16 protein-coding genes are annotated in these 25,490 nt (G+C 59.9%); 8 read left to right on the top strand and 8 right to left on the bottom strand.

The genetic code is table 11. The features are described 5' to 3' along the window. Positions 1–23: 23 nt before the first annotated feature. Entirely contained in the window at positions 24–1,742 is a 1,719-nt protein-coding gene (locus X730_RS164005) for a PAS domain S-box protein (RefSeq protein ID WP_023825302.1), read from the bottom strand. Positions 1,743–1,996: 254 nt separating this feature from the next. Here X730_RS164005 and X730_RS164000 point away from each other — a divergent pair, with 254 nt between their 5' ends. Further along, the gene (locus X730_RS164000; protein WP_023689781.1) at positions 1,997–2,674 is read left to right on the top strand and encodes a helix-turn-helix transcriptional regulator; all 678 of its coding nucleotides are present in this window, start codon (positions 1,997–1,999) and stop codon (positions 2,672–2,674) included. 159 nt (positions 2,675–2,833) lie between these two features. Beyond that, positions 2,834–3,970 (top strand): NAD-dependent epimerase/dehydratase family protein, encoded by a 1,137-nt coding sequence (locus X730_RS163995; RefSeq protein WP_081731487.1) that lies wholly within the window; start codon positions 2,834–2,836, stop codon positions 3,968–3,970. Between the two features lie 49 nt (positions 3,971–4,019). Here the strand turns inward: X730_RS163995 and X730_RS163990 are convergent, their stop codons facing one another. From X730_RS163990 to X730_RS163970, 6 genes are all read right to left on the bottom strand, one after another. After that, complete coding sequence (locus X730_RS163990) at positions 4,020–5,225, bottom strand: acyltransferase (RefSeq protein ID WP_050588050.1); 1,206 nt, start codon at positions 5,223–5,225, stop codon at positions 4,020–4,022. A 215-nt stretch (positions 5,226–5,440) separates the two neighbouring features. Then, positions 5,441–7,609, bottom strand: coding sequence for a polysaccharide biosynthesis C-terminal domain-containing protein (locus X730_RS1000000165110; protein ID WP_031194976.1), 2,169 nt, complete (start codon positions 7,607–7,609; stop codon positions 5,441–5,443). A gap of 69 nt (positions 7,610–7,678) precedes the next feature. Beyond that, complete coding sequence (locus X730_RS163985) at positions 7,679–9,880, bottom strand: exopolysaccharide transport family protein (protein ID WP_023825304.1); 2,202 nt, start codon at positions 9,878–9,880, stop codon at positions 7,679–7,681. Position 9,881: 1 nt separating this feature from the next. Continuing rightward, positions 9,882–11,879: an asparagine synthase (glutamine-hydrolyzing) gene (gene asnB / locus X730_RS163980; RefSeq protein ID WP_023825305.1), complete on the bottom strand. Its 1,998-nt coding sequence runs from the start codon at positions 11,877–11,879 to the stop codon at positions 9,882–9,884. 1 nt (position 11,880) lies between these two features. Next, positions 11,881–13,140, bottom strand: coding sequence for a polymerase (locus X730_RS163975; protein ID WP_023691498.1), 1,260 nt, complete (start codon positions 13,138–13,140; stop codon positions 11,881–11,883). Then, a complete protein-coding gene (locus X730_RS163970) occupies positions 13,137–14,363 on the bottom strand; it encodes a glycosyltransferase family 4 protein (RefSeq protein WP_023727383.1) in 1,227 nt (408 codons plus the stop codon). The genes X730_RS163975 and X730_RS163970 overlap by 4 nt, the downstream gene beginning before the upstream one ends. 855 nt (positions 14,364–15,218) lie before the next feature. Between X730_RS163970 and X730_RS163965 the strand changes: the two genes are divergently transcribed. Both X730_RS163965 and X730_RS163960 read left to right on the top strand, forming a co-directional pair. Continuing rightward, the gene (locus X730_RS163965) at positions 15,219–16,697 is read left to right on the top strand and encodes a calcium-binding protein (protein WP_023701115.1); all 1,479 of its coding nucleotides are present in this window, start codon (positions 15,219–15,221) and stop codon (positions 16,695–16,697) included. An 88-nt stretch (positions 16,698–16,785) separates the two neighbouring features. Further along, entirely contained in the window at positions 16,786–16,998 is a 213-nt protein-coding gene (locus X730_RS163960) for a DUF768 domain-containing protein (RefSeq protein ID WP_023670889.1), read from the top strand. Positions 16,999–17,077: 79 nt separating this feature from the next. Here the strand turns inward: X730_RS163960 and X730_RS163955 are convergent, their stop codons facing one another. Continuing rightward, positions 17,078–17,803 (bottom strand): AAA family ATPase, encoded by a 726-nt coding sequence (locus tag X730_RS163955; RefSeq protein WP_023670888.1) that lies wholly within the window; start codon positions 17,801–17,803, stop codon positions 17,078–17,080. 477 nt (positions 17,804–18,280) lie between these two features. Between X730_RS163955 and X730_RS163950 the strand changes: the two genes are divergently transcribed. Genes X730_RS163950 through X730_RS163935 form a run of 4 tightly spaced genes read left to right on the top strand, consistent with a single transcriptional unit; the run spans position 18,281 to position 25,453 of the window. Then, complete coding sequence (locus X730_RS163950) at positions 18,281–20,896, top strand: AMP-binding protein (RefSeq protein WP_306413639.1); 2,616 nt, start codon at positions 18,281–18,283, stop codon at positions 20,894–20,896. Then, a complete protein-coding gene (gene nadE, locus X730_RS163945) occupies positions 20,893–21,873 on the top strand; it encodes an NAD(+) synthase (protein WP_280814966.1) in 981 nt (326 codons plus the stop codon). The genes X730_RS163950 and nadE overlap by 4 nt, the downstream gene beginning before the upstream one ends. 6 nt (positions 21,874–21,879) lie before the next feature. Continuing rightward, entirely contained in the window at positions 21,880–23,907 is a 2,028-nt protein-coding gene (gene asnB / locus X730_RS163940) for an asparagine synthase (glutamine-hydrolyzing) (protein WP_023825307.1), read from the top strand. Beyond that, complete coding sequence (locus X730_RS163935) at positions 23,897–25,453, top strand: AMP-binding protein (RefSeq protein ID WP_023830100.1); 1,557 nt, start codon at positions 23,897–23,899, stop codon at positions 25,451–25,453. The genes asnB (X730_RS163940) and X730_RS163935 overlap by 11 nt, the downstream gene beginning before the upstream one ends. Positions 25,454–25,490: the final 37 nt, after the last annotated feature.

Here is a 25,490-nt window from a genome sequence, read left to right on the forward strand (position 1 = left end):
GTCGGCTTCGACTTGGAGGGGCTCTATTGCAGTCCAAATTCCTCAATTTCTTTGCGCGATACACGCAGCGAATATCGAAGGCCATCTTCGGTTATTTCCATATTCGGGGAATGCCCGACAAGCGGCGTGCTGTCCACACCGATTATCAGTGACCCGAACCCGCGGCGTACGACTTTTGAACTCTTCCGTCGGTCCGATTCCACCCAATCGAACACGAGGTCGTCGCCTTCGTCCTCGGATGCAAATCGCCACTTAACTTCGACCTTGCCATTCGGGTCACCCAGCGCACCATGTTTCACCGAGTTTGTCGTCAACTCGTGAAGGATCATCGCCAAGCCCTCGGCGGCGCCGCTTGGCACAGTGAGGGAAGGTCCACTGATCGTAATGTCGCGTGTCTCCTTGAAGGGCTGCAATTCCCGGTCCACGAGTTCATGGAGCATCCCTGACAGGTTGGCATGACGAGAAAGGATGCGATGGGTCGCCTCCAGTGTTCGAATCCAATCGATCAACATCTCCTTGTATTTGGCAACATCATTGTCGGGAGTATCGATCATGTTGACCAGAGCTCTAATCACTGGAAACACATTGCTGAACCGATGGCGCTCTTCGCGCATTATGCGCTCGCGTCTCTTTACGGCGGCGCGAAGCAAAGTTGTTTGTCGACGTTCGGTCAGATCCGCCGCCACCCCGATGCGCATTTTGCGGTCGCCGTGCTCTTCCTGCCGTCCACGCAATGCAATCCAGCGTGTGTGACCATCCACTTGCCGGACGCGAATCTCGACGTCAAAGTTCAATGCCGATGAAGGCTTTGCCGAGGCGGACAACTTCGGCCAGTCGACGGGATGGATTACGGCCGAGAGTTCTTCCAAGCGGCGGACTGGGGCCGGAGGCAGACCAAGGATGTCCCAGAACTTGCCGGAGCCGGCGACTGTCCCATCCTCAATGTCTATTTGCCATGTGCCCAGGCGCCCGGCAGATACGGCGAGATCGAGCCATTCCTTCTGAGCCCGAAGGGCCTCGCGTGCCGCTTGTCGCTCGGAAATATCGTCAACCACCACGAATACGCTCTCATTTGGCGCCTCGTCCGGCCGCGACGAAGACAGGGCCAGGTGAGCCCAAAATGCCGTGCCATCCTTGCGCAAAACGCGGATATCCGTCGCCGACGCGGTCCCATTGCCCAAATCTTGCAAAAGCTTCCGCACAGTACCTCGATCGTCGGGGAAAATGAGTTCCTCCAGCTCCAGTTGGGCAAGTTCCTTGTGCGCGTAGCCGGTCATCTCCAAAAGCCGTCTGTTCGACTGCAGCAGTTCGCCATGGCGATTGGTATTAGCAAAGCCCAAGGCGGCAGCATCGATGGCAGCGAGCCTCGCTTCTGCCACCCTGAGCGCGCCGTGCAGATCTTGTCGCAGGCGGTGGAACACGGTTGCGATCAGGCTACCCGAACCCAGAAGGAAGACGGCCCCGGTCCAGTCTCGACCAGTGAGGTGACCGTCCAACAGGTGTCGCATCCACAAGCCGGCGACCGCCATCAGAAGCGTTGCTGCGATGGCAACAAAACGGCCCTCAAGATACACGATGACAACGGTTATGGGGATAAACGCAACAAGCGGCAACGGCTGGCCGCCATATACCGTACTTATCGCCTCGAATGCTATCGATGCTGCAAACACCAAAAGCGAAGCTAGATGAGCCCACGTAGTGCTCGACACATTCGATTTGAGCCAGCGCAGGTCCGAACCCATGCGCAAAGACTACAACTTTCGGTCTAGTCCGTCGAGACTAGGCCGAAGGGGTGGCACCTAATCCCAATGCCCGATTGCCATGACTTTGCCGGCGAATAAAATCATGGTGTCAGGAGCGCTCTTCAGAAAGATATATCCAAGAGACGCTGCGGAAAAACCATTCGCAGATTTCTCGCAGTATGTGGAAATTCAAGTTGAAGCAGCAACTTCATCAGATTTGATTTGCGTCAGTAGCAATGGGTTGGGTGGAAGCGATGACACTGATTGAAACGCGAAACGATGCGCTTGCAGGCAGGCAATACATTGTATTGAACGATACCCGCCACGAAAGGCCGATAAGCCTTGTGGACCGACCGGACGCAAGGGTCGGCGGATCTCGACGACGCAGCCTGGAATCCATCACCGGCATGCTTGATCGTATGGGTTGCGGCTATCTCGTCCTGGACCGAGACAAGAAAGTAATAGAATGGAACGCTGCCGCTCGGGACACCCTCGCACGCCAGGGCGAAGCAACTGATACAGCCGTCGAGCTTGCTGCCGGGTTGAGGCGGCTGGTCGCGAATGTTCCGGTCCACCTCCAGCCGGGCTCACTCTCATGGGTAGTGATCCACAGCAGAGGCGACAGGCCGGTGACCATGAACGAGACGGGCGTCGTTACACCGGACGGGACAACCGTCGTCGCATTGCTGGACCGGGATAACAAATCGGCGGCCAACCCTCGCACGTTGCAAAGGATGTTCGGTTTGACCAGCGCGGAAACGCAGTTGGCGCTACGCCTGGCCCATGGCGACGCGCCCCTGGAGATCGCCCGTAGCTGGCATCTCAGTCGCACGACTATCCGCTCTCAGCTCGCCTCGCTGTTCGCCAAGACCGACACGAGGCGTCAGGCGGAACTAGTGGCTCTTTTAGGGCGCATTTCGGTTTTGCCATGAGAAATCGACTGCTGTCTGCATCCGCTTTGATTCAGACAGCGGCAGCCCGCATCGAGCGCGCTGTCGCGTAGATCACAAGGCCGGCGGCGCCATTTCCGATCGTTCAAGCGCTGCCGAGATAGCGCGGAACGCGGAACCTGGAAACGGGAGTGACTTGCCATGGCCGAAGCAGATTCGAAGGTCAACAAGCTGGCGGATATCGTTCACGGGCTGCAGGATGGTGCTGCGTCGAACCTTCCGCACACGGGGCCGATCATCGTCACGGGCGCCGCTGGGTTCATCGGATTTCATGTTGCGTCACGCCTTTTGCGGCTCGGCGCCGAGGTCATCGGCGTCGACAACTTCACGCCTTACTACGACCTGAAGCTGAAGGAGGCGCGATTTACACGGCTCTGCGCCGAGCCGAGGTTCACGCCGATGCGCTTCGACCTGGCGGACCGGTCGCTGGTGAAAGCGCTGTTCTGCGAATTCCAGCCATCGCACTTCGTGCATCTGGCCGCCCAGGCCGGGGTACGTCATTCGCTCGTGGACCCGCATGCCTATGTGGAGTCAAACATAGTCGCGTTTCTCAACGTTCTGGAGGGCTGCCGACACACCGGCGTCAGCCATCTCGTTTATGCCTCGTCAAGCTCCGTATATGGTGCCAATCGACGCATACCCTTTTCCGAGCATCATGGTGCCAATCATCCGGTGAGCTTCTACGCCGCCACCAAGGCCGCCAACGAGTGCATGGCGCATTCCTACAGCCATCTGTTCGGCTTGCCCGCAACCGGACTGCGCTTCTTCACCGTCTATGGTCCCTGGGGCAGGCCCGACATGGCTGTCTATACTTTCACCCATGCCATCGCCGAGGGCCGAACGATCGAAATCGCCAATGCCGGGCGCGTATGGCGGGATTTCACCTATATCGACGACATCGTAGAGGGGGTTGTTCGCGTGCTCGCCAAACCACCGTGTCAGGATCCCGGTTGGGACGGTCGCGCTGCCGATCCTGCCACCAGCTCGGCGCCGTATCGGCTCTACAATATCGGCAATGATCGGCCTGAAGAAATCAACCATCTGATCGCGCTCATCGAGACGGCCCTTGGTCGCCGCGCCCTTCGCGTCAACGTACCTTTACCACCAGGTGACGTCCTGGAAACCCGCGCCGATGTCAGGGACCTCCGCCGCGCCGTTGGCTTCGCACCGGCGACAACACTGGAGGACGGCGTGCAACGTTTCGTGGAATGGTATCGGGAATTCCATGCACGCCCTGTGGGGCAGGTGCGACCAGCTGGCCTTCCGGCAACGGCATAGTGAGCACAACGCCGCCATTTCCTTGGTGTGGCAGGGTCGCGGCTCGCCTTCAATCTGTCTTGGGATACGCCGGCACTGGAAGGGGCCCAAGCTGCCGTCCTGTACTGTGCCCGACCCCCAAAAGGCGCCGCGCATAGCGGGTGAGCGGCTTCTCGAACAGACGATGGGTGATAAATGCCACGCCGAGGGTTATCGCCAAGGCCGAACCGATGAAGGCCCACGGGCCGAGCACAAAGATCAACCCTGTACGCCAGAACAATATGCGCATGGCGCGGATCACGAATGGATGCATGAGGTAAAGAGCGTATGACGCATCGCCAACGCCAGCGGCCCACCTCGCCGCCAGGCTGTCATGCCTCAGTTTACCCGGCGGTGCCAAGGCAGCACTCCAAACAATTAGAGACGCCGGAATGCCATACACGACAGAGCGACCAAAGCCGGCCGAGATATCGGGAAACGCCGCCGCAAGCATCAGGGCACCCAGTCCCGTTGCGGCCATACAGGCCCTGATTGGGCCGGAAGGCCGCAGGCCTGAGGCGCACATGACCCCGATCATCGCGCCGAAAGCAAATTCGAGGATGATCGGATTGGTCCAGAAACCCCAGGGCTCAGGCAAAGGAGCCCCAAGAGCGCCCGAGAGCACCATCCCAACCAGGATCGCGAGCAGGACCGTAACTGCCCACCGCATGGGCAGCACGATCGTCGCCGTGAACAGCACGTAAAACAGCATCTCATAATTGAGCGTCCAACCCAACTCGTAGACCGGCTGAACGACGCCGTCAGGGCGACTGGCCGGAACGAATAAGTAGGATTCGACTACAAACCTGAAATCGACGTAGCTCTGGTTGAGAAGATTTGGGGCGGCCACCGCTACCGCAATGTAGAGCGAGGTGAGCGCCCAATATAGCGGGACAATTCGCGCGATCCGGCGGGAAATGAAGAGACGCGCGCCCCCGGGCTTTGCGAACAGCTGTCGCGACGTATGCACCATGATAAGGCCGGAAATCACGAAGAAAATATCGACTCCAGCGCTCCATGGTATCGGATTCCAGCTCTGAAAGGTGCGGCCGGCCTGTAATTCCAGGGTGGCCGCATCATGCTGGGCGTGTCGCAGCGCGACCGAACTAGCCGCGAGGGCGCGCAGGACCTGAACTTGGGTGAGGGTTTCGCGTTGGCTGCGCTCGACAGGCGTCGATCTCTCCGAGCGACGGCGCACTGCAGGCGCCGAGGCGCTCGCCATTCGGGCTTGTTCCATGGATGCTCCGCAGATTGTGAGCACACCCTGGGGCGCCTCCGAAACTGATGCATCCTTCAAATGACGGACACAGCCCGCGAAGTATCGGCTGCCCGCGCGGGTGTCCGGAACAGAGATACGCCGAAGCGTCTGTGCAGCCCTATGGCCTTTGTGCGATCCGGGCTTCGTGACTTCCTGCCCGAACGACGGCAATCACCGTAGCCAAAACAGTGGTCTCATTTGCTCGCCCTCAAGAACCAATGCCATTGACGGGCATCGACCGCGCTCGGCCTGATCGACAGCAAGGCAAAAACCAAGCCTGGCATGATTTTCAGTCGCTTGCGGATATAGACGGCCATGGCAATGCTCCAGATGCTCAGTGCAAGTGCCACACCCACCGCAGCGCCAAGCAGGCCGTACACCGCAACTCCGGCTGCACAGGCAATTATATTGGCCACAGCACCCGCTACCATCGTCGTTGCCGCAGCCCATTCATTTCCAGTCATGGTCAGGAGATTCTGTTGGGGCCCGCACAGCGCGACAAAGACATATCCCAAAATCAGAACCCGTGCGATCGGCGCTCCCGCGCTATAACCCTCACCGAAATAGCTCAAGAACGGCTCGACTATCACCATCATTGGGACGGCCACCAGGATGGCACCGCCAGCAGAAAGCAGGGTTGCGCGCGCGAACAGCTGTTGTAGGCCTCTGCGATCGCCTCTGACGTAGAGATCGGCTGCTGTTGGCGAAAACATGGTTGCCACGGCGATACGGGACAGGCCCACGAGCATCGCGACATTCAAGGCCAGCGCGAAAATACCCGCTTCAGCAATATGGCTTGTCCAGCCTAAAACCAGGACTCCTGCCCGACTGACGAAAACATCGAGCCCAGTGATGAGCATGAGCGGGGGGACGGCAAGCCACCATTCCCTCGAGGCATAACTTGGCTTGGCGTGTCCCAGGCCGGGTGGTTCAAACCTCCTCGCGATGATGAACACCAGCGCCGCTGTGAAAGCGGAACTCACAAGCACCGCCATCGTCACCGAGGGCGCATCCACTGTTCGAAATCCCGACAATGCCAGGAGCGCTACCAACACGAGCAGGAGTCCGTCTCGCATGATGCGCTCCGGCAACAACGCCGAGACAACGCCGCCGAAAGCACGCACAAGCGTGGCTCCGAGAGCATAGGCCGTAACCAAGGGCACAGCCATCATGCCGAGCACGATGCTTGTCTCAAGCCCTCTTTCCGTTGGATCTGAAAGGAACAGGACGGACGCAGCGCCGATCATCCCGAACAAGGTTGCCGCTATCAGCGATCTCTGCAGCGCAAATCTTATCACCCCGCGGGCTAGATCAAGCCTGCCACTGGCCCTATAGGCCGGGAGGAAACGCAACAATGATACATTAAAGCCAAGCGTTGCCAGATAGGCGAGCACTGACGTCCAAGCCTGAACGTAGGAATAGATACCGTAGTTGTGAGGTCCGATAAGGCGTGCAATTGCCAACTGTGCAAGACTGGTCAAACCAGCGCCACCAATATAGATCAACAAGGCGAATATGCTTGCCCAAGCCAGCCGCGAGCCCATGTCCTTGTTGCGCGGCGGTGCGGTTGCTGAACCAGTTACATCTGCGCGATGAGCCGGCAACTCAATTTGCTTTTCGCCGACCGACCTATCGAAGCGCGACAATGCAGAAAGTATTTGTCTCTCAATCCGACAAATACTTTTAAAGGTCGATGGACCATCGGTGTTTTCGACGGAGATGATTTCCCGGCCAGATGTTGTCAGGAGGTCATGCATCGCTTCAAAAACGGCGAATGAGCGCATGTTAACGCTCAAGTCGGCCTCGAAAATCCGTTCCGCCGGCGGCTCAAGCTCCATCCGCCGACGAAGGCGACTTTCCACGACCGCAGCTGGCACCAAGAGCCTGACGGTGAGATCGGCCGCCGGTGCGAGGCTGAGCGCCTTTTCCAGCGCTCTGGGGTTGGTGCTCCCATTAAACATCGCAAGCGAACCAATCGCTTGAACATATCCTTGATCGAAAATTATAATTTCGGGCGATTGCTCCGCAGACTTCCAGCAACGCGAAAGGTGCAGGATGTATCGCCAGATTCGCGCGCGCCATATTCGGTTTTTTGGCGGTATCATCCTCACTATTGCAAAGGAATTGGAAATATCATCGGCTCGCCCTGCCGAAAAAAGCAGTATTCTGGCTGTTGAAAACATCGCCGATACGATCCGTGATATGAACAGAAAGATTCCGAGATCATATTTGGCGGCCCTGGTGCTTGGCTTGTAGCTGAGAGCGACCTTGGCGTGATAGCCTTTCCCGCGCAGCTGCTGCGCAAGCGCATGTGCGAAGGTTGTTTTGCCGGATCCTGGAGGTCCGAAAAATTCAATGATCATCGTGTAGCTGGCTCGATTTAGGGGCTCGATCGCTCCCTGGAGCTTCTGTTGAAGATCGCACACGCATCTTCAAACCCTCTCCAACAGAAGATCGGCGTTGTCTCCGAGCCTGGAGCCGGCTAGCCTCTTCAGGTTCACCCGGGTGAGCACACTCCCTACTGGAACGGGGGCGGATCCGCCGGCCCCTATTGCATCCAGAGCACCACGGGCAATGCTGCGCCTCGTCCTTGCCCAGCGAACGGCAAAAAGCACCGAATCGGCCCAGCGCTTAAGCAGCCTGGTTTCAGGCCCCCCGAGGCCCAGGGGACCGTTCATGATGACCACGTCGTAGGCCGAACGCAGCTCCTCGGTGAACTGGCATTTGTCGACGGTGGACAGAAGCGTCAGGAGATCATCGGAAGGTGCCGGAGCGGCCATGAGGTCGATACCGATTTCCGGCATCCTCGTAATTGCATCCTTCAGCACGCAACGTTCATTCACATAGTCGCCGAAGGAGTTCCGGGCCTTGTCGGTGCTGAATTCACCACGAAACCCGTTCGTGAGCCGTACATCCTTGCGATCGAGATCGAGGAAAAGCACTCTTCCTCCCAGCCGCGTTGCCGCCAGCGCCAGGCTCCATGCCAACTCGGTCTTGGCATCGTCCTGGATGCTGGACGTCACGAGAATGATATGCGGCGGCTGCCCCTTCCCCTGAGTTGGCGCCGCAGTGACGAGCAGCGAAGTCACGGCGCGGCTGAACGGCAAGTTCTGCTGGCTCAGAACCAGATGCCGCAGCTTTCTGGCATTAAGTCCCGCAACCCTGGGAAGCAGTCCTACGCACGGGACCCCAAGCTCGGCCTCGGCTTCGGCTTCACTGCGCAAGGTTTGGTTGAAACCGTTGCGGACCAGGACAATGACCGCCCCCATGAGACCAAAGACGACCATGCCGGGGGGAATCAGGAAAATCGGCGACAATGTCACGGGGGTCGACGGCGGCCAGGCGGTCGAAAGGACCGCTACGCCTGACGAAGGAGCGGCGATGCGACGTATCAGATCCTGCTGCCGGCTCAGGAGTTCGTTGTAATGCTGCGTCACGATGGCTACCCTAGGCTCAAGGGAACGCAGCCCCGAAAGTTGGCTCGCCGTGTCGGCCACGGCCGCGTCGAGCATCGCCTTGCGACTTTCAAGAGCCGTAGCCTGAGACCGGTAGACATTTGCCTCGGCAGCGATTCGGGCAACGCTTTGCTCCATTTCGCGGGCGATCGCGTAGCGCAGATCGCCGTCGGCGGCGGCACCCGACTGGCGTGTCACCAGGTCCGTCAACACGGGCGACCCGATTTCTTCAGCGATGGCCGTGACCGGGGCGTCCGCCTTGCGCAGGTCCTCAATACGGCGAAGGCGCGCTTCCGACGCGGAAAGACTGGCTTTCGATAGGAATATCTGCCGGCCGAGTTCCGCTGTCTCACTGGCTGCGTTGTTGGCCGCAGTCTGATCGACGGCGCCATGCGTGAGCCGGTATGTCTCCAGCCGATCTGTCGCTTCGACAAGATCCCTTTGTACTTGCGGAAGGCTGGCGACTATCGAATCCAGATTAACCTGATCCGATGCCCGGCTTTTTTGTACCAGATCTTGAATGTAGACCTGGGCAAACGTGTTCGCGACAAGTGCCGCACGCGCCGGACTTGGATCGGTGAAGCCGATGGTGATGACGCGTGATCGCAGCTCTTGTCCGACCCTCATTCCGTTGCGTAGCGCCTTCAGTTCGGGCGCGTCCGCTGCGTCCGGATTTTCCGCCACCGTGTTATCCTGTCTCCAGGCCCTGCTCAGGAGATCGATGAGGAACGAGCCAGCCGCGGGCGGGACGGCATTGACGACGGTCTTTCCGTTACCGTCGACTGGTTGGGCTTTGCGGAGTGCTGCCAGGACCCGACGCAGGTGGCCTTGCGAGGAGAGCATCGTCAGATGATCATCGATGTTCGATTCCAGCGAGTCCTGGGCGGATGCCACGCCGCCCGAAGCACTGCTGCTCGGGGCATCGATAATGACCTGGGTAGTTGCCTCGAACAGCACCGGGCGGGTGAAGCCTGCCAGTCCGGCCAGGATGCCGCCCAGAAGGGCCATGGCAAGCAAGAACCATTTTCGCGTCGTCAGGATGATGACGAGCTGGTGGAAGGGTGACGATTGCGTTGGCTCGCGTGGCGGCCGCATCAAGCGCAGATTGGTTTCAAGTGTCCCAGCTTCCATCTGCTTGGCGCGCGGACGCCGGGCGCGGTTGGCTATGGAACCTTCCATCTCAATCCCCTGTCAGTTCGATATGGTAAGAAGGGTGCGTGGCGACCGTCGATGGCCGCATGGCTTCGTTGCGCCACGCCTGAAACATGAGCACCGGCCACAGGTCGCGGAAATTATCTTGGCTTCCATGCAGATGATTGCGCCAGCATGCGTCGACCTTCTCACGGTCGATGACCCCGTCCCCGGAGCGGCCGATCGTGGCAATGATATCGGTTGCCCAGCCGCGCAAGGGCCCTTTCAACCAAGTCCCGACCGGAACGTCGAAACCTTGCTTGGGCCGGTCGACCAGTCGGCGTGGTACATAACGATCAAGCAGTCGGCGAAGCAACCATTTGCCCTTCCCGTTTCGGACTTTGGCACGGGCTGGCAAGCGCCAGGCGAATTCAACGACGCGATGGTCCAGGATCGGGCATCGCCCCTCGAGGCTGTTGGCCATGGTGGCTCGATCGAGCTTCACCAAAATGTCGCCCGGTAGGTAGCCTGTCATGTCGGCGAATAGGAGACGCGAGAGCAGGCCGTCGAGCTTTGTCGTGTCGGTAGGTGCTGTCGACGGCTTGCGATGAACAAGGTCGTTGGCTGAAGATTTGGTCAGTTGCAGAAGGAGTTCGTCCTCATCTCGCGCCGCGAGCAGGCGGGCAAGGCGAGCCAGGCGGTCACCGCGCAAGCCATGCCGCATATTCGATGAAAGCGGCAGATTGCCGAAGATATCTTTCTGAGAGGCTTGGGCCAGCAACCCAGCCCCCGATGCCAACAGCCGGCGAAATGACAATGGCAGCTCATGCTGCTTTGTGAGGCGGGCTGCCAGGAAGTGTCGAGAATAGCCTGCGAAGCACTCGTCGCCACCATCGCCTGAAAGCGCCACGGTTACATGTTGCCGCGCGAGCCGCGACACCAGCAGCGTCGGTATCTGCGATTCATCGGCAAACGGCTCGTCCCAAATCCGGGGCAGCTCCGGAATGACCTCAAGCGCGGCGGCCGGCGAGAGATGAAGTTCCGTATGATCGGTGCCCAGATGCCGAGCCACCGCGGCCGCATGGGGAGCTTCATCAAACCCACCTTCGCCGAACGCTATGGTGAACGTACGAACGGGGTTTCGGGACTGTGCCTGCATCAGCGCGACGACAGTCGAGCTGTCGATTCCGCCCGACAGAAAGGCGCCCAGCGGCACATCTGCAATCATTCGTTCCTTGACGGCCAGGCGGAGCAGGCTGTCGAGCTCGGTTGCGAGGTCCTCGTCGCTGGCAGCTATCGGATCGCGCTGTCCCTTGCAGGCGACATCGGCCAGCGACCACCAAGGGTGAATGCGATGCGCAAGCGAACCGCTGCCTCGGGCGTTGGCGAATTGCGCCGCAGTGACCGACAGGACTGATCCAGGTGGCAGCTTGAACACGCCCTGCCAAATGCAACGGTCATCCGGCACCCAGCCTTTGGAAACCATTGTCGTCGCCGCATCGACATCGAGTTCCGGGGTGAAGCCTGGGAAGCAAGTGATCGCCTTCAACTCCGAGGCGAAGACGAGCGCATCACGTGTCAAGGCGACATAGAGTGGCTTCTTCCCCATTCGGTCGCGGGCAAGCTGAAGCGTTCGGTTCTTCAGGTCCCACAGCCCAAAAGCAAACATGCCAGCGAAGCGCGCGAGGGCTGCATCAAGGCCCCAGCTTTCGATCGCGCACAGCATGACCTCCGTGTCGCTGGCGCCGCGGAAATGATGGCCCGCCCCTTCCAGTTCACGGCGCAGATCGCGAAAATTGTATATCTCGCCATTGAACGTGATGACATACCGACCGCTCGCGGAGAGCATTGGCTGGCGACCCGCTTCGGACAGGTCGACGATGGCCAGTCGCCGGTGGCCGAAGGCTACCCCCCCTTCACGGCTCACCCAGAAGGCCTCACCGTCAGGTCCGCGATGACGAAGCGTCGTCGCCATCGGTCCGATGGCCCTGAGCGCACTTGCGTTGGCTGCATCGGGCGCCAACAAAATTCCGGCGATCCCACACATTCTAGCATCTCCTCTGGCGAACAATCGCGGGGATCGCTTCCGGCGTCCCGGCGGCAAGGCAGAGGGTCAGACAGAACCACACGATCGGATGGCGGATGACCAAATGCGGAGCACTGAAAACGGCGATCGATGCCACGAGCGCCACGAGAGCGTCCAGCTTCGCCCGCCAGGCGGACAACGCAGCCGAGCCGAAGATCCACATCAGGGCTAGAACCGAAATCAGGCCGCCCTGAGTGTAGAGATCCAGGATGGTGCTGTGCGCCTCGAAGGGCCGCGGCAAAAACTGTTGATTGACCACGGGCGGACTATCTAGATGCGGGCCCGGACCCAGTCCAAGCGATCCCGATCGTGCCCCCTTCTCCAAGGCTGCATTCCAGAGGTAGAGGCGAAGCGCCGCGGTTTGGGCAGTCGCTTCCCCGCCCTTGTCTTTGGTCAGGCTCTTGGCGAAGTCTTCGGCGCTGGAGGCCTCGCTGAGGGCATAGGGCGCTATAGACAGGGCCAGCGGCAGGAAGCCAACGGCCATCAGGACGGCAAGCTGCCTTGAAAGGCTCGCCTTATTGCCGTCGCTCGCCAGCCAGGCCCGGACCCGCAGCCCGAGAAGGATCAGACAAGCCAGGACCGTGGTATAAAGGTAGGTATCGCTTTTTGTCAGCCTTCCGACGTAAACGGTGAATATGAGGCTGCATAGGGCAAGGCATCTTCCCCATTTATTGCTGGTGGTTGTGGCAAGATGCAAGGCCAGTGGACCGAGTAGGGCGCAGTAGAGCGCAAGCTGGTTCGGATTGTCGGACCACCCGCAGAAGCGGTCCCAGTACCAGGGTTCGACCCCAGCCTGATGGAGCCAGCCGAAACCAAGCCCTACCTGAATGATGAAGCCCGCATTCGCGACAGCAACCATCCACCAGGCGATACGACGCAAACGGAAAGACGCGTTGGGCTCCGCAGCGGCCAGACAGGTGACGCACGCCAACAGCACATAGGCCAGCGTGTCGTGCAACAACGGATCCAGGAACAACGTGGTTGTCAGAAAACCGATGATGTAACCCACGCCCATGGCAAGCGCCAGGATCAGCCAGAAAAGCCCAAGCTTGGCCAGTGCCGGCGTAACCTCCAGTTGGCCGCCAGCAAGGATTCGCGTCATCGACAGCATTATCCAGAGCGTGAGGCACAGTTCGCTGTAGCCGAAGGGCAGCCCTGGGATGCTGAGTTGCGCCGCGTAGGACATCGCGACGCCGAAGGCCAGAAGCGCATCACGCATCATTGCCGCGCCTCGCCCAGTCGATGGGGGCTCGGCACCGCCTCTTCCCTCGGATTCGCCTGCGCAGCTTGAACAAGCCTGCTGCGATATCTGCCACCCAGGATTGTCTTGTACAGGTCGCAATACTGGTCGATGACCCACGACAACGAGAACCGCTCCCGCACGAATCCGACGGAACGGCTCCCCATGGTCTTGCCACGGGCGGGGTCGGAAAGAATATCGACTATCCGGGAGGCCAAGCCATCCGCATCGCGCGGCGCCACGAGATAGCCGTTCCAGCCATCCTCAACCACATCGTTGCAGCCCGGCATGTTGGAGGCGACGATCGGTAATCCGGACAATCCCGCCTCCAGCAGGACACGCGGAATTCCCTCGCGATATTGCGTCGGAAACGCAAACAGATCCGCCATCCCCAGGAGGGCTGGAATGTCGCGCCTTGGCCCCAATGCGACAACGTGGGGAACATGGCGCTCGATATCGGCTCTGCTGACGGCAAACGGACCTTCGGAGTCTTGCGGGCCGACAAGTACGAAACGCGCGTTGGGCCTCTCGCGGATAACGCGAGGAACCGCCTCGATGAGGGTTGGAATCCCCTTCTGCCGCGTGAGCCGACCGACAAATATTATGACCTGGGCCGATTGTAGGCCAAGTTCCTCGCGCATCGTGGCAGCCGAAGGACCACGATACCTTGCCATCGAGAATGCATCGGGGTCGATGCCAGAACTCCGGATCAGTCGCCCTTTGCCGCGAGCCACCAGCCGGTAGCGCTCGAAGAAGGCCTGATCATCACTATTCTGGAAGACGGTCATGGCTGTCCAACGAGACGCCACCCCCTGAAGGCCGCAAAAGAAAGGACGCAATGCCAGGGCCCGCGGCTCCCGCGACGAGAATGTCCAACCAAGCCCGTTGATGGTGCGAACGACGGGAACGTGCCCGCGCACCGCCAGTGGAGTTAGGAGATTGGGCTTGGTGTCGAAACTTTGAATGATGTCCGGACGCAGTTCGGACATCAGTTCACGGATCGCGCTGACAGCACCCCATTCTGCACCGCCGCTGCCAAAGCGGTCGAACCCGAATCGGCGATGGGCAATGCCATGGGGTGAAAAGGCGGCTCCGAGATCACTCGAAACGGCAGTGACTTGAAAACCCCTTTCGCGAAGCGCCAAAAGAAACGGGATTCTTAGTCTATGATCCTCGCCTCCAACGCAAACCAGATGCGGACTCATCCTGTCGCTCCTGGATGCGATACCAATCGCTTAAAACAGCTGATCCTATCCGCGGTTTCCATGGCCGGTTTTATCGCCCCTGAACACACAACAGCCAGTCCCACGCTAGGAGGAGGCTTTCGTGCTGTCCTCGTCTGTTTGCATGAAGCAAGCTGATCAACGATGCGGCAATGCAGCCACAATCGCTGTCGCCTCGGTCAGTGCGTTGGATCATCCGGTCTGACGGTGCAAGGACGACATCTTCGCGTACGACACGGCGGGCCGGATATAAAAAAGGGCTGTGTTCGAAAGGTCCGCGCGCCGCGTTCAAAGCAACTTCCGCCCGCCTTCTCTCGCCGGATCAACATCGCGACCAGGCGGTGTGATGACTCGCACCGCCAGTTCTCCGATCGCTTCGTCTGGAAACAGGCTTTCACCCGGTCTCTGGATATGGTCGGACCCACCAGCCGCATCTTCCCGCGGCTAGGCGACCGCGTTGAGGAGCATCGAGCGGCTGCAATGGGAGGCTTCGCCAGGACGCGGTTCCTTTTGCGGTCTGAGCTCGAATAAATCCTGCGGAAGCGCGCATTTGGGCGGTGGCTCGCGCAACCGAAGCGCGCATTGGCCGATTGCCGCCACTGCAAATGCGCAGGCGCTCCGGCAGACTTCGCTGCAATGCTTTCGTTGCAGGCTTGAGCGCCCGACATACTTGGATCATCTACAAACCTCTAACGCAAGCGTAACATCGAGGCTGTTGTGTTTTCCGGACGATGATCAAAGATTCTATCAAGGGACGCCGGTATTTGATTTGTCGCTAATGGATCCTTTCCCTAGGCAGGTGTGGGGCGCCTACCGAATCGGACGAAGGGTATGTCAATGACAACACTCCATTACGCCTCGGGCGGGTCGGCCTCCGAGGTCGCGAAAGCTGGATTCAATCTTGTTGATGTATCTTCCTTGGACCAGCTCAACGCCTTGCCGGCCGGCCAGAAAGGCCTGGTGTGGCTCAATGAAGCCGATGGTGCAACCTCCTCCTTTATCCAGAAGGTCACGCCCTTCATCGGCAATCCGAAAGTGTTTGGCTTCTTCCTCGTCGATGAGCCGGACCCGACCGGCAAATGGGGAACTTATGCCACCGCCGCTGATCTGAAGGCGGAGTCAGACTGGATCCACAGCCACCTGCCCGGCGCCAAGACCTTCATAACCATGATGAACATGGGGTCTTCCGCTAACCCCGACTTTTCAAACACATTCAATCCTGCCAACACGCATATCGACTATTACGGCTTGGATCCCTACCCGGTACGGACCGGAACAAGCACGATTGACTACAACATGATCGACAGGACTGTGGCGGCGGCCGTCGCCTCGGGCATCCCGCTCAGTCAGGTCGTTCCCGTGTATCAGACCTTCGGCGGCGGCGACTGGACGACCGACACGGGCGGTCGCTATGTCCTGCCCAGCGTTGCTCAGGAAAAGACCATGTTGGACCACTGGGCCAAGGTAGCGCCTTCGCCCGCCTTCGACTATGCCTATGCTTGGGGTTCTCAACAGGGCGACACGGCGCTTGAGAGCTCGCCGACGCTGCAGGCTCTGTTCCTTCAACACAACCAGAGCACCGCAAGCGGTCCTTCGGCCAGCGAACCGACGCCGCCGCCTACCAGCACAGTGCCTCCGCCCACAAGTGTCCCTCCGACCAGCACCGGCGATCACATTTTCTACGGCACGGGTAGCGCGGATGTGCTTCGCGGCACCGCTGGCGCGGACACGATGATGGGCCGCGGCTACAACGACACCTACTATGTCAACAACGCCGGCGACAAGGTGGTGGAACTGCGGCACAGCGGCAACGATAGCGTGCTGGCATCGGTCAGCTACGCGCTGTCGGCCGGCTCGCAGGTCGAGCATCTTGCGACCACCAGCAAATTGGGAACTGCCGCCATCAAGCTCACGGGAAACGAATTCGCCCAAACCATTGATGGCAATTCCGGGAGCAACACTATCAACGGCGGTGGCGGGAGAGACGTTCTGACGGGACATGGCGGCAACGACGTCTTTGTCTTCGATTCGGCTCTCAAGGTCGGCAATATCGACAAGGTCACCGATTTCAAAGTGGGCCACGACAAGATCCAACTCGACCACACCGTGTTTGCCGGCCTGCATACAGGCGCCCTTCCCTCTTCGGCGTTTTACGCCGGCAGGGCCGCGCACGACAGCGGCGATCACATCGTCTATAACAGCACGACCGGCGCGCTTTCCTTTGACAGCGACGGCTCGGGCGGCGCACATCAGATCCAATTTGCCACTCTATCGCCACATCTGGCTCTGACGGCGTCCTCGTTCATCGTGACGTGACCGTGGGAACGTCAGCCTGAGCAAGATGGTCTGACGTTCTTGAATATGGCTGACGGAACCAAGAAGCCCGGCCGAGCTTGTACTTGGTATGAGCGCGCGCGGCATCGAATTCCTGCAGAAATGGGTAGAGGATAAGATCCCACTCTACACCAAGGCCGATCCGGCTCTTGCGGCGAAACTTGCGGACCAAGCAACGGCGGATGCCATCAGAGCGGGAATCCGCCCCGAGGAAATCTCTGAGGAAGTCGGAAGCATGTTGACGACCATGCTCGAAGTGCTCGATCAGCACGATTCGACATGATTGCGCGCTTGGCGGCAGATGCTGCCCGGCTTGGCGCCAAATGCATAAATGTGTCGTGGATCATAGGTCATGGGCCAGCCTAGGCAGCATGACCAACATGCTCTCCCAGAACGCGCGCGACGACCCCGTCCACGTCGTGAGGTTCAGCACCATTGACTTGTATCAACGGCCATCGGTCCTGGCGCAGGCACTCGCCGACCTCTCTTGAGATTTCGGCCTGCCTTAATCCTTTGTCCACGCCAAGTTCGAACAGCATAACCTCGAGGAGCGGTTGCTGCGCATGCCTATCCACAAGACGGCGGCGTAACGTTTCCTGGGGCGCGTCGAGTTGCACAACGAGATCCGGCCGCGGCAGGAACGCCAGGCACTCGCGGACCGCGTCGAGGCTTGGAGTTCTAGCCAGCACACCCAGCGCACACAAAGCCTGAATCATGCCCTCTTCGAAGATGAAGCAACCGGGCGACTCCCGCGCTTGGCGCCAGGACTGGCACAGTTGGGCGATGTCGACCTTCATTCGCCATGACCACACGCGGCTTCGAAGAGGGATCGATGCCAGAAGCCGGGCCGCGACACTGTCCTTTGGCAAGGTCGACAGCAAGATAGGACCGGATGTGGCAATCTTTTTGCCAATTCTTCCTATGCCATGGCGGATTTCCGGAGCGTCATCCTGGGCCGATCCAGGTTCAATCAGGCGATACCCATTTACTGTCTTCACATTGATGCCGTGTCTCGCCAGCCCTTGGCAGAGGCCGCGAAGCAGCGTGGTTTTACCCGCGCCAGGCGGCCCAAACAACTCGATGATCATATGCTCAAGCGTCTCCGAACGAGCAGTCATTCCCCTACGGATCAAGCTTAGCCGGATTTCAGATCACACCAACGTTCATTTGAATGATTGTTCCAGTCAGTGAATCTAGGCACCGAGCCCGGATTCTAGCGGAGATGCCGATCGCATCCGTTCGCCTGGGCAAGCCGTCTTGCGCTCCACGGAGCTTGCAAGGAAAAACGACCGGTGCTGGACACGAATGGCAAAACTTCTGAAGGACGCTCGGGAAGCGCTGGCTAGGCAAGATCGAGGCATCATCCGAATGATTGATGAAAAGATCTCCGCGGCGAGCGATGTTCGACCGACAGCTTGGCGGGGCCCTGAATGTCCTCAGTGTGTTTGCATTCGGAAGTGGCAAATCAAAACCTACAGGTGGATCTGCGACCCACCCGAAGGTGGTCAGTCGTTCCCGAATATGACCTTGACCAAGGGGGGCCAGTCTGGCGCCGTTACCGACAGATGGGTGCCAAATTTGCAGACATTCCAATCTTCGACCACCTTGGAGATGTCGCCAGGCGGCATCCTGACAAGCTCGCAATCAGCGACGGCGCGAACCGCCTGACTTTTTCTGAGCTTTTCCGGGCGGTCGAGACGCTGGCAACTCATATCGCTGCCGTCGTCCCCGAAGGGCAGGCCATCGGCATCCTGCAAGCAAACTCCGCTTGGTATCCTGTGGCGATGTTGGCGACCATGGCGGCGGGACGGCCTTCGGTTCCGCTCAACACAAGAGATCCCGCCTCTCGCATTTTCGATATAGTCAGTGCCGCGGGGCTCGGCGCGATTATAGGCGCCGAAAATGTTCGCCCGGTCGAATTGGCCCAAGAGATCATCTGGATCGAAATTGCGGCCGCCGTGGCGTCCAACGATCAACACCCAGAACAGCAGCATAAGCCCCCTATGGTTTCGGTCGATGCGCCCGCATTGGTGCTTTACACTTCGGGCAGCACCGGGCGCCCCAAGGGAATCGTCAACAGCCAACGCAGCCTGCTATGGCGGGTCCGGCAATATGTCGATGCGTGCCATATCAGCGCGGATGACGTTTTCCTGCCGCTGACCGGGCCAGCCACGATCGCCGGTTGCCGGGAGATCTTTGCGGCGCTGCTGACGGGCGCCACGTTGCATCTTCTCGAGGTGGAGGCTGTCGGCCTGCGTGCTACGCGCGCTCGGTTGCAGTCCGAAGGTGTGACGATCGCCTATCTTGTGCCGGCACTGCTTCGAGCCCTCCTGGCTGAGGCGCCCGCCGACGCTTCCTGGCCGCTCAGAGTGGCGCGGATCGGTGGGGAGAAAGTGTCATGGACGGACATCGCTTTGCTGCGCAAAGCCGTTTCGGACCAGTGTCTGATCCAGATCGGCTACTCATCGACTGAAACCATCGGTTCGCAATGGTTCTTGCCGCCTGACTGGCCCGAGCAAGACGCGTCGGTTCCCGTCGGCAGGCTGCTCCCTGGTATGACATTCGCTATCGTCGACGAAGCGGAGCGCAATGTAGGGCCAGGCGAAAGTGGAGAGCTTCTTATCAAAAGCCGCTATGTCCTGCTTGGTCATTGGGAGAACGGTGTGGTCGTTCCCGCGCAGCCGGACCCCGACGATCCCGAGGCTCGGCTTTTTTCGACCGGGGACCTCGTTCGGCTCGACGATGATGGCATCTTGAGGATCGTCGGCCGCAAAGGGCGCCAGATCAAGATCAATGGTCGACGCATCGAGCCCGCCGAACTCGAACGGGTCTTGCGTTGCGCGCCTTCGGTAGCGGATGCCGTGGTGATGGTAACTGCCGCGCAGGAACTCATCGCCTTCGCGGTTCCCCAGCGCTTCGCAGGCGGCGCTTTTGCAGACGACCTTCGCAAGCTCCTCAGAATGACCTTGCCGGCACCATTGCGTCCCTTGCGATTGCACACCGTTGACGCAATCCCACGCCTGTCGGGAGGTAAGGTCGATTTGGCAACACTGGCCGAGATAGATCGTTCGCACGGAAGGAGGGCGCGAGCCGCCCGGTCGTCCACTCTCGATGCTCCGCCCGCCGGAGGAGCAAAGGACACGCGTCAAATAGTGCAGCACGCGTGGACGCAGGTTCTCAACACAGGCACTGCCACGGGAAACTGGGATGATGCTGGAGGAGATTCGCTGCAGCTGCTGCACTGCGTCATGGCGATCGAAAACGCCATCGGGCAAGAGCTGGGCCTCGAGGCATTCACCGTCGGCATGAGCTTGGACGAGATGGTTGAGGCGGTCGTCTCTGCACGGTTAGGCGAAGGGCGCGAAAAGAAGCACCACCCCCCGGTTCTTTTCCTGTTTCCAGGGTCCGTTGGCTATGGTCCGAGCCTGGCTGCGTTCGCAGCCGCCATGGGGAAAGTCGCCCGTGTAAACCCCATCCGATATCCGAGCCTTGCGGCGATACTGGACGGACACAACACCCTCAGCGCCATGGCTGGCGCCGCACTCGAGCAGATAAGCCGCATCCAACCTGCGGGCCCCGTGCGACTTCTCGGCCATTCTCTGGGTGGCGCGGTTGCATTCGAGGTTGCCGCACGGCTCATGAAGGCCGGGCGAACGGTGCGGTTCCTGGGCATCCTCGACACGAGCCTTCTGGACGAGCCGAGCAACCATTGGGAGACTCTTACCCGTACGTTCTATCGTATTCGCACCAACCGCATATCCGCGCACCGGATGGCTTGCAGAGCCCTTGCGAAGATCACCGTCGCCGTGGGCGGCGAAGCGCGTCTGGCCAGGATTCTGGACAGATTTGCCAATGGAGAGTTCAACCCGACGATCTTCAGGACCAAACTGGAACTGCAGGAGGTTTTAAGGGCGAAGTCATTCTTCCAGTGGCTTGAGGCACCGAAGCCGGCTCTGCCCCTCTCCGGTACCTTGTTCCGATGTCGCAGGGAGGGAATGCCGCGGGCCTTGGGCTGGGACAGCGTCTTGGCACACCTGGACGTCATTTCGATCACGGGCAGCCACATCGACCTTGTCGTCGAACCAAACCTTGCCACCAACCGTCCGCTTATCGAGACGGCCATCGTGCAGACCTATTCCCCCGCCGAATCTCGCAAAAGGGAGGACTTGTCATCGACATAATTCCGGAATTCAGCAAGGACATGCTGACGCTCGATGCCCGCGCGGAGGTCGATCGCATCGTTGACACCTTGCGCACTCAGGTTCTCGGCACCCTGCATCGTCGCGGCGTGGTTGTCGGTCTTTCCGGCGGTATCGACAGCTCCGTCGTCGCGACCTTGTGCATGCGCGCGTTCGGGAAAGACAAGGTCCTGGGACTGTTCATGCCGGAGCGGGATTCTTCCGGCGACTCCCTGAGACTTGGCCGCCGCCTCGCGGCACAGCTTGGCATTGAAAGCGTCCTTGAGGACATAGCACCGGCACTGGAGGCCATTGGGGCCTACCGCCGGCAGATCGAGGCGATCCAGACCGTCGTTCCCGATTATGGGGAAGGATGGAAATGCAAGCTGGTGATCGCGTCGGTTCTGGAGAGCAGCGGGCTCAATATAACCCGCCTCACGGTCCAGGATCCGCAGGGTAAAGTAGATACCGTGCGTCTGCCGCCAGCTGCCTATCTGCAGATCGTTGCTGCGACAAACTACAAGCAGCGCCTGCGCAAGATGACGGAATACTATCACGCCGACCGCCTCAAATACGCGGTTGTCGGCACTCCAAATCGCCTCGAGTACGACCAGGGCTTTTTTGTCAAGCAGGGCGACGGAGCCGCCGACGTGATGCCGATCGTTCACCTTTACAAAACCCAGGTTTATCAACTCGCGGAATATCTCGAGGTGGATGATGAAATCCGGCGGCGGCCACCGACCACCGACACCTTTTCCATGACCCAAAGCCAGGAAGAATTCTATTTCGCGCTGCCCTATCACCTGATGGATCTATGCCTCTACGGCCTGAACCACGGGGTCGCCAGCAATGAGCTCGCGGCGGTTGCTGGCCTCACCGAGCCCCAGCTTCAGAAAGTGTTCAAGGACATCGAAGCGAAACGAAGGGCGGCCCACTATCTTCACGCGCGGCCTTTGCTGTCCGCCGAAGGCGGAGATTGACCGAGCATGTGCGGCATCGCTGGAATCGTGGCGCTGAATGCCACAGCGGCTTCTCCTTCGCGGCAGGCGCTGATGCAGATGATGGGCGCGCTGGCGCATCGCGGTCCCGACGGGCGCGGTCTCTACCGGGACAGACGCGCGGGGCTGGCGCATGTGCGCCTGTCCATCGTCGATCTTTCTAGTGGCCAGCAGCCGATGGCGGATACAGGCGATACGACGTGGATCGTGTTCAACGGCGAGATATTCAACTACGTCGAATTGCGTGAAAAACTCACGGCACTCGGCCACCGCTTCCGAACCCGCAGCGACACGGAGGTCGCGCTGCACGCCTATCGTGAGTGGGGAGAAACGGCCTTCGAGCGGATGAACGGCCAATGGGCAATTGCGATCTGGGATTCAGTGGCCAATCGTCTCATATTGTCGCGCGACCGCTTCGGCATTTGCCCGCTGTATTTCAGCGAACATGCGCACCGGCTTTATTTCGCCAGCGAAGTGAAAGCCATTTTCGCGGCCGATCGAACCATACCTCGCGCCCTTGATCCAGCCGGCATCGATCAGACGTTCACGCTCTGGACGGTCGTTCCGCCGCAAGGAGTTTTCCACGGAATCAACGAACTCGAGCCGGGTCATGTCCGCATCTATCAGGATGGCACCGTTCGTGAGCGGATTTTTTGGCAGCCTTCCTATCCCGACAAGTTCGGATCGCGGCAGGGCGAGTTCACCGGGTCCAGCGATGACGCGGTGGACCGCGTGTCTAGCGCTCTTGAGGCCGCGACGGCGCTCAGAATGGTGCGCGCCGACGTGCCTGTCGGGTGCTACCTCTCCGGAGGGCTGGACAGTTCGCTTGTGGCCACGCTCGCGAGGCGCTTCGCGGGCGAGCGCTTCCAAACCTTCTCCTTGCGTTTTGACGACGCCGAATATGACGAGACCCGCTTCCAGCGAATGGTTGCCGAGGCGACCGGCAGTGAGCACCATGAAGTGGTCGTTTCGCGCAGAGATATAGCCGGAATCTTTCCGGAGGTAATCCGGCACACCGAACGCCCGATACTGAGGACTGCCCCGGCGCCACTCTTCCTGCTCTCGCGCCTGGTGCGCGAGCGTGGAATCAAGGTCGTGCTGACCGGCGAAGGCGCTGACGAAATGTTCGCCGGCTACGACCTGTTCCGCGAAGGCAAGGTCCGCCGCTTCTGGGGGCGCCACCCGACTTCGACACGACGCTCTCGGCTCCTGGAACGCCTTTACCCCTATCTCACCCGCTCGCCGGTGCAACAGCAGGCGATGGCGCGTCAGTTCTTCGGGCGAAATATTCAGGCTTACGACGCGCCGGGCTTTGCTCATGAAACCCGCTGGCAAACCACCAGGGCCATCAAGCGCTTGTTTACGGCCGATATGCGGGCTCGAACGCAGGGCCGCGACGCCGTGTCCGAGTTGCTCGCCCGTCTGCCCGCGCAGTTTGCCCGTTGGAGTCCCCTTGCGCAGGACCAGTATCTCGAGGTGCAAACACTGATGTCGGGCTATCTGCTCTCCTCGCAAGGCGACAGGATGCTGATGGCTCACTCCGTCGAGGGGCGCTTCCCGTTCCTGGACGATGAACTTGTGAGGCTCGCGAATTCGCTGCCACCCTCCTTCAAACTCCGCGGCCTCGACGAAAAGCACGTGCTGAAGCGCATGGCGGCACCCATCCTGCCCTCCGAGATCGTAGCCCGCAAGAAGCAGCCCTTCCGCGCGCCCAACGCGCTTTGCTTCGTCGGCGCAGACGCTCCGGATTACGCTCGCGAGGCGGTTTCGCAGACGGCCCTGCGCGAGGCGAATGTCTTCGATCCAAAGGGGGTCACGCACCTGCTTGCCAAATGCCAGGCCAGAACTGGCGGTGGCGACCTGTCCAATGCCGACAACATGGCGCTGGTCGGCGTGTTGTCGACCCAACTTCTTCATCAGCAGTTCGTCGCGGGTTGTCCCAGTGCAACGCTCGAATGCACGCTCAGCGTCGACGTCGACTGCGAACATCGGGAAGAGCGCCTGTATGTTGCATGATGCCGTACCATTGCTGCATGACTACCTAGCCCATTCCGCCGTCCGACACGGAAGTAAGGTGGCGCTGGTGTGCAACAGGCAGCGTGTCACCTACCTCGAACTCGAAACGCGAGCCAACGCGATCGCCTGGGACCTGTCCGCATCCGGAGTCGTTCGCGGTGACCGCGTGATGATCTTCGCCGACAACACCGTCGAGACGGTGGTTAGCTTCTGGGCGGTGCTAAAGGCGAATGCGGTGGTGTGCATCGTCAACCCGCTCACCAAGAGCGACAAGCTCGATTATCTGCTCAACGACTGCCGGCCGACGGCGCTCATCACGGACGGCCATCTGCAAGCGATCTTCCGCGAGCCGGCGCGCGGCTGCCCGTCACTTCTGCGGGTGATCGTATCGGGACCTATCGACGACGTCGAACTCGCCCAGCTGCCGTTTGCCGTGCGCTGGGACGCCGCCCTCGCCAATGGCGCGGATACGCCGCCGGCACGGCAGTGCATCGATGTTGATCTGGCAGCCATCATCTACACGTCCGGGTCGACGGGCGAACCCAAGGGCGTGATGCTGACGCACAGAAACATGATGGCCGCGTGCGCGTCTGTCGCTTCCTACCTGGCGATTGCCGAGGACGAGGTGATCCTCAATGTCCTACCCCTCGCCTTCGATTATGGACTGTACCAGATGATCATGGCTTTTCGTACCGGCGCCCGGCTGGTGCTCGAACGCTCGTTCGCTTTCCCGGCACAGATCCTCGGGTTGATCAGGCAGGAGGGAGTTACGGGCTTTCCCGGCGTGCCCACAATCTTTGCCGCACTCTCCGAACTCAGGTCCCTCAAAGACCAGGATTTCTCGAGCATCCGCTACGTCACAAACACTGCGGCAGCCCTACCCCTCAAGCATATTTTCATGCTTCGCGAGCTGTTTTCGGGTGCACGCATCTATTCGATGTACGGTCTCACCGAATGCAAACGTTGCACCTATTTGCCGCCAGAGGACCTCGAGCGAAAGCCATTGAGCGTAGGGATCGCAATCCCGAATACGGAGATGTGGATCGTTGACGAGCATGACAGGCGGATAGGCCCAGGCGTTGTCGGCCAACTCGTCATTCGCGGCGCAACGGTGATGAACGGGTATTGGGGCAAGCCCGAGGCAACGGCCAGGAAACTCAAACCCGGCCCGCTGCCCGGCGAGCAGGTCCTATACACCGGCGACTACTGCCGGATGGATACGGAGGGTTACCTCTACTTCGTTGGCCGTGGGGATGAGATCATAAAGTCGCGAGGCGAGAAGGTGGCGCCAAGGGAAGTGGAAAACGTACTGATGGACATTCCAGGAGTCCGAGAAGCGGCTGTCATCGGTGTTCCCGACGAGCTCCTCGGGCAAGCGGTGAAAGCTTTTGTGGTGATGGAGCATGGAAGAGCCATTGGCGAAAGGGAACTGCAGAAGGAGTGCCAGAAGCGTCTGGAAAACTTCATGGTCCCGAAATCCATCGTCGTTGTGGCGAACCTGCCGATGACGGACACGGGAAAACTCAAGAAAACGGCGCTGTCATGATACGGGGCCAGAACCAAGTCGCTGATTTAATGGTGAC

This window comes from Mesorhizobium sp. L103C131B0 (genome assembly GCF_000502275.1).
In the GTDB taxonomy this organism is placed as follows: domain Bacteria; phylum Pseudomonadota; class Alphaproteobacteria; order Rhizobiales; family Rhizobiaceae; genus Mesorhizobium.

What these genes read in the sequence shown, in the direction of transcription:
- X730_RS164005 (WP_023825302.1), bottom strand. Translation starts at nt 1,742, where the DNA reads ATGGGTTCGGACCTGCGCTGGCTCAAATCGAATGTGTCGAGCACTACG.
- X730_RS164000 (WP_023689781.1), top strand. Translation starts at nt 1,997, where the DNA reads ATGACACTGATTGAAACGCGAAACGATGCGCTTGCAGGCAGGCAATAC.
- X730_RS163995 (WP_081731487.1), top strand. Translation starts at nt 2,834, where the DNA reads ATGGCCGAAGCAGATTCGAAGGTCAACAAGCTGGCGGATATCGTTCAC.
- X730_RS163990 (WP_050588050.1), bottom strand. Translation starts at nt 5,225, where the DNA reads ATGGAACAAGCCCGAATGGCGAGCGCCTCGGCGCCTGCAGTGCGCCGT.
- X730_RS1000000165110 (WP_031194976.1), bottom strand. Translation starts at nt 7,609, where the DNA reads ATGATCATTGAATTTTTCGGACCTCCAGGATCCGGCAAAACAACCTTC.
- X730_RS163985 (WP_023825304.1), bottom strand. Translation starts at nt 9,880, where the DNA reads ATGGAAGGTTCCATAGCCAACCGCGCCCGGCGTCCGCGCGCCAAGCAG.
- asnB (WP_023825305.1), bottom strand. Translation starts at nt 11,879, where the DNA reads ATGTGTGGGATCGCCGGAATTTTGTTGGCGCCCGATGCAGCCAACGCA.
- X730_RS163975 (WP_023691498.1), bottom strand. Translation starts at nt 13,140, where the DNA reads ATGATGCGTGATGCGCTTCTGGCCTTCGGCGTCGCGATGTCCTACGCG.
- X730_RS163970 (WP_023727383.1), bottom strand. Translation starts at nt 14,363, where the DNA reads ATGAGTCCGCATCTGGTTTGCGTTGGAGGCGAGGATCATAGACTAAGA.
- X730_RS163965 (WP_023701115.1), top strand. Translation starts at nt 15,219, where the DNA reads ATGACAACACTCCATTACGCCTCGGGCGGGTCGGCCTCCGAGGTCGCG.
- X730_RS163960 (WP_023670889.1), top strand. Translation starts at nt 16,786, where the DNA reads ATGAGCGCGCGCGGCATCGAATTCCTGCAGAAATGGGTAGAGGATAAG.
- X730_RS163955 (WP_023670888.1), bottom strand. Translation starts at nt 17,803, where the DNA reads ATGATCATCGAGTTGTTTGGGCCGCCTGGCGCGGGTAAAACCACGCTG.
- X730_RS163950 (WP_306413639.1), top strand. Translation starts at nt 18,281, where the DNA reads ATGGGTGCCAAATTTGCAGACATTCCAATCTTCGACCACCTTGGAGAT.
- asnB (WP_023825307.1), top strand. Translation starts at nt 21,880, where the DNA reads ATGTGCGGCATCGCTGGAATCGTGGCGCTGAATGCCACAGCGGCTTCT.
- X730_RS163935 (WP_023830100.1), top strand. Translation starts at nt 23,897, where the DNA reads ATGTTGCATGATGCCGTACCATTGCTGCATGACTACCTAGCCCATTCC.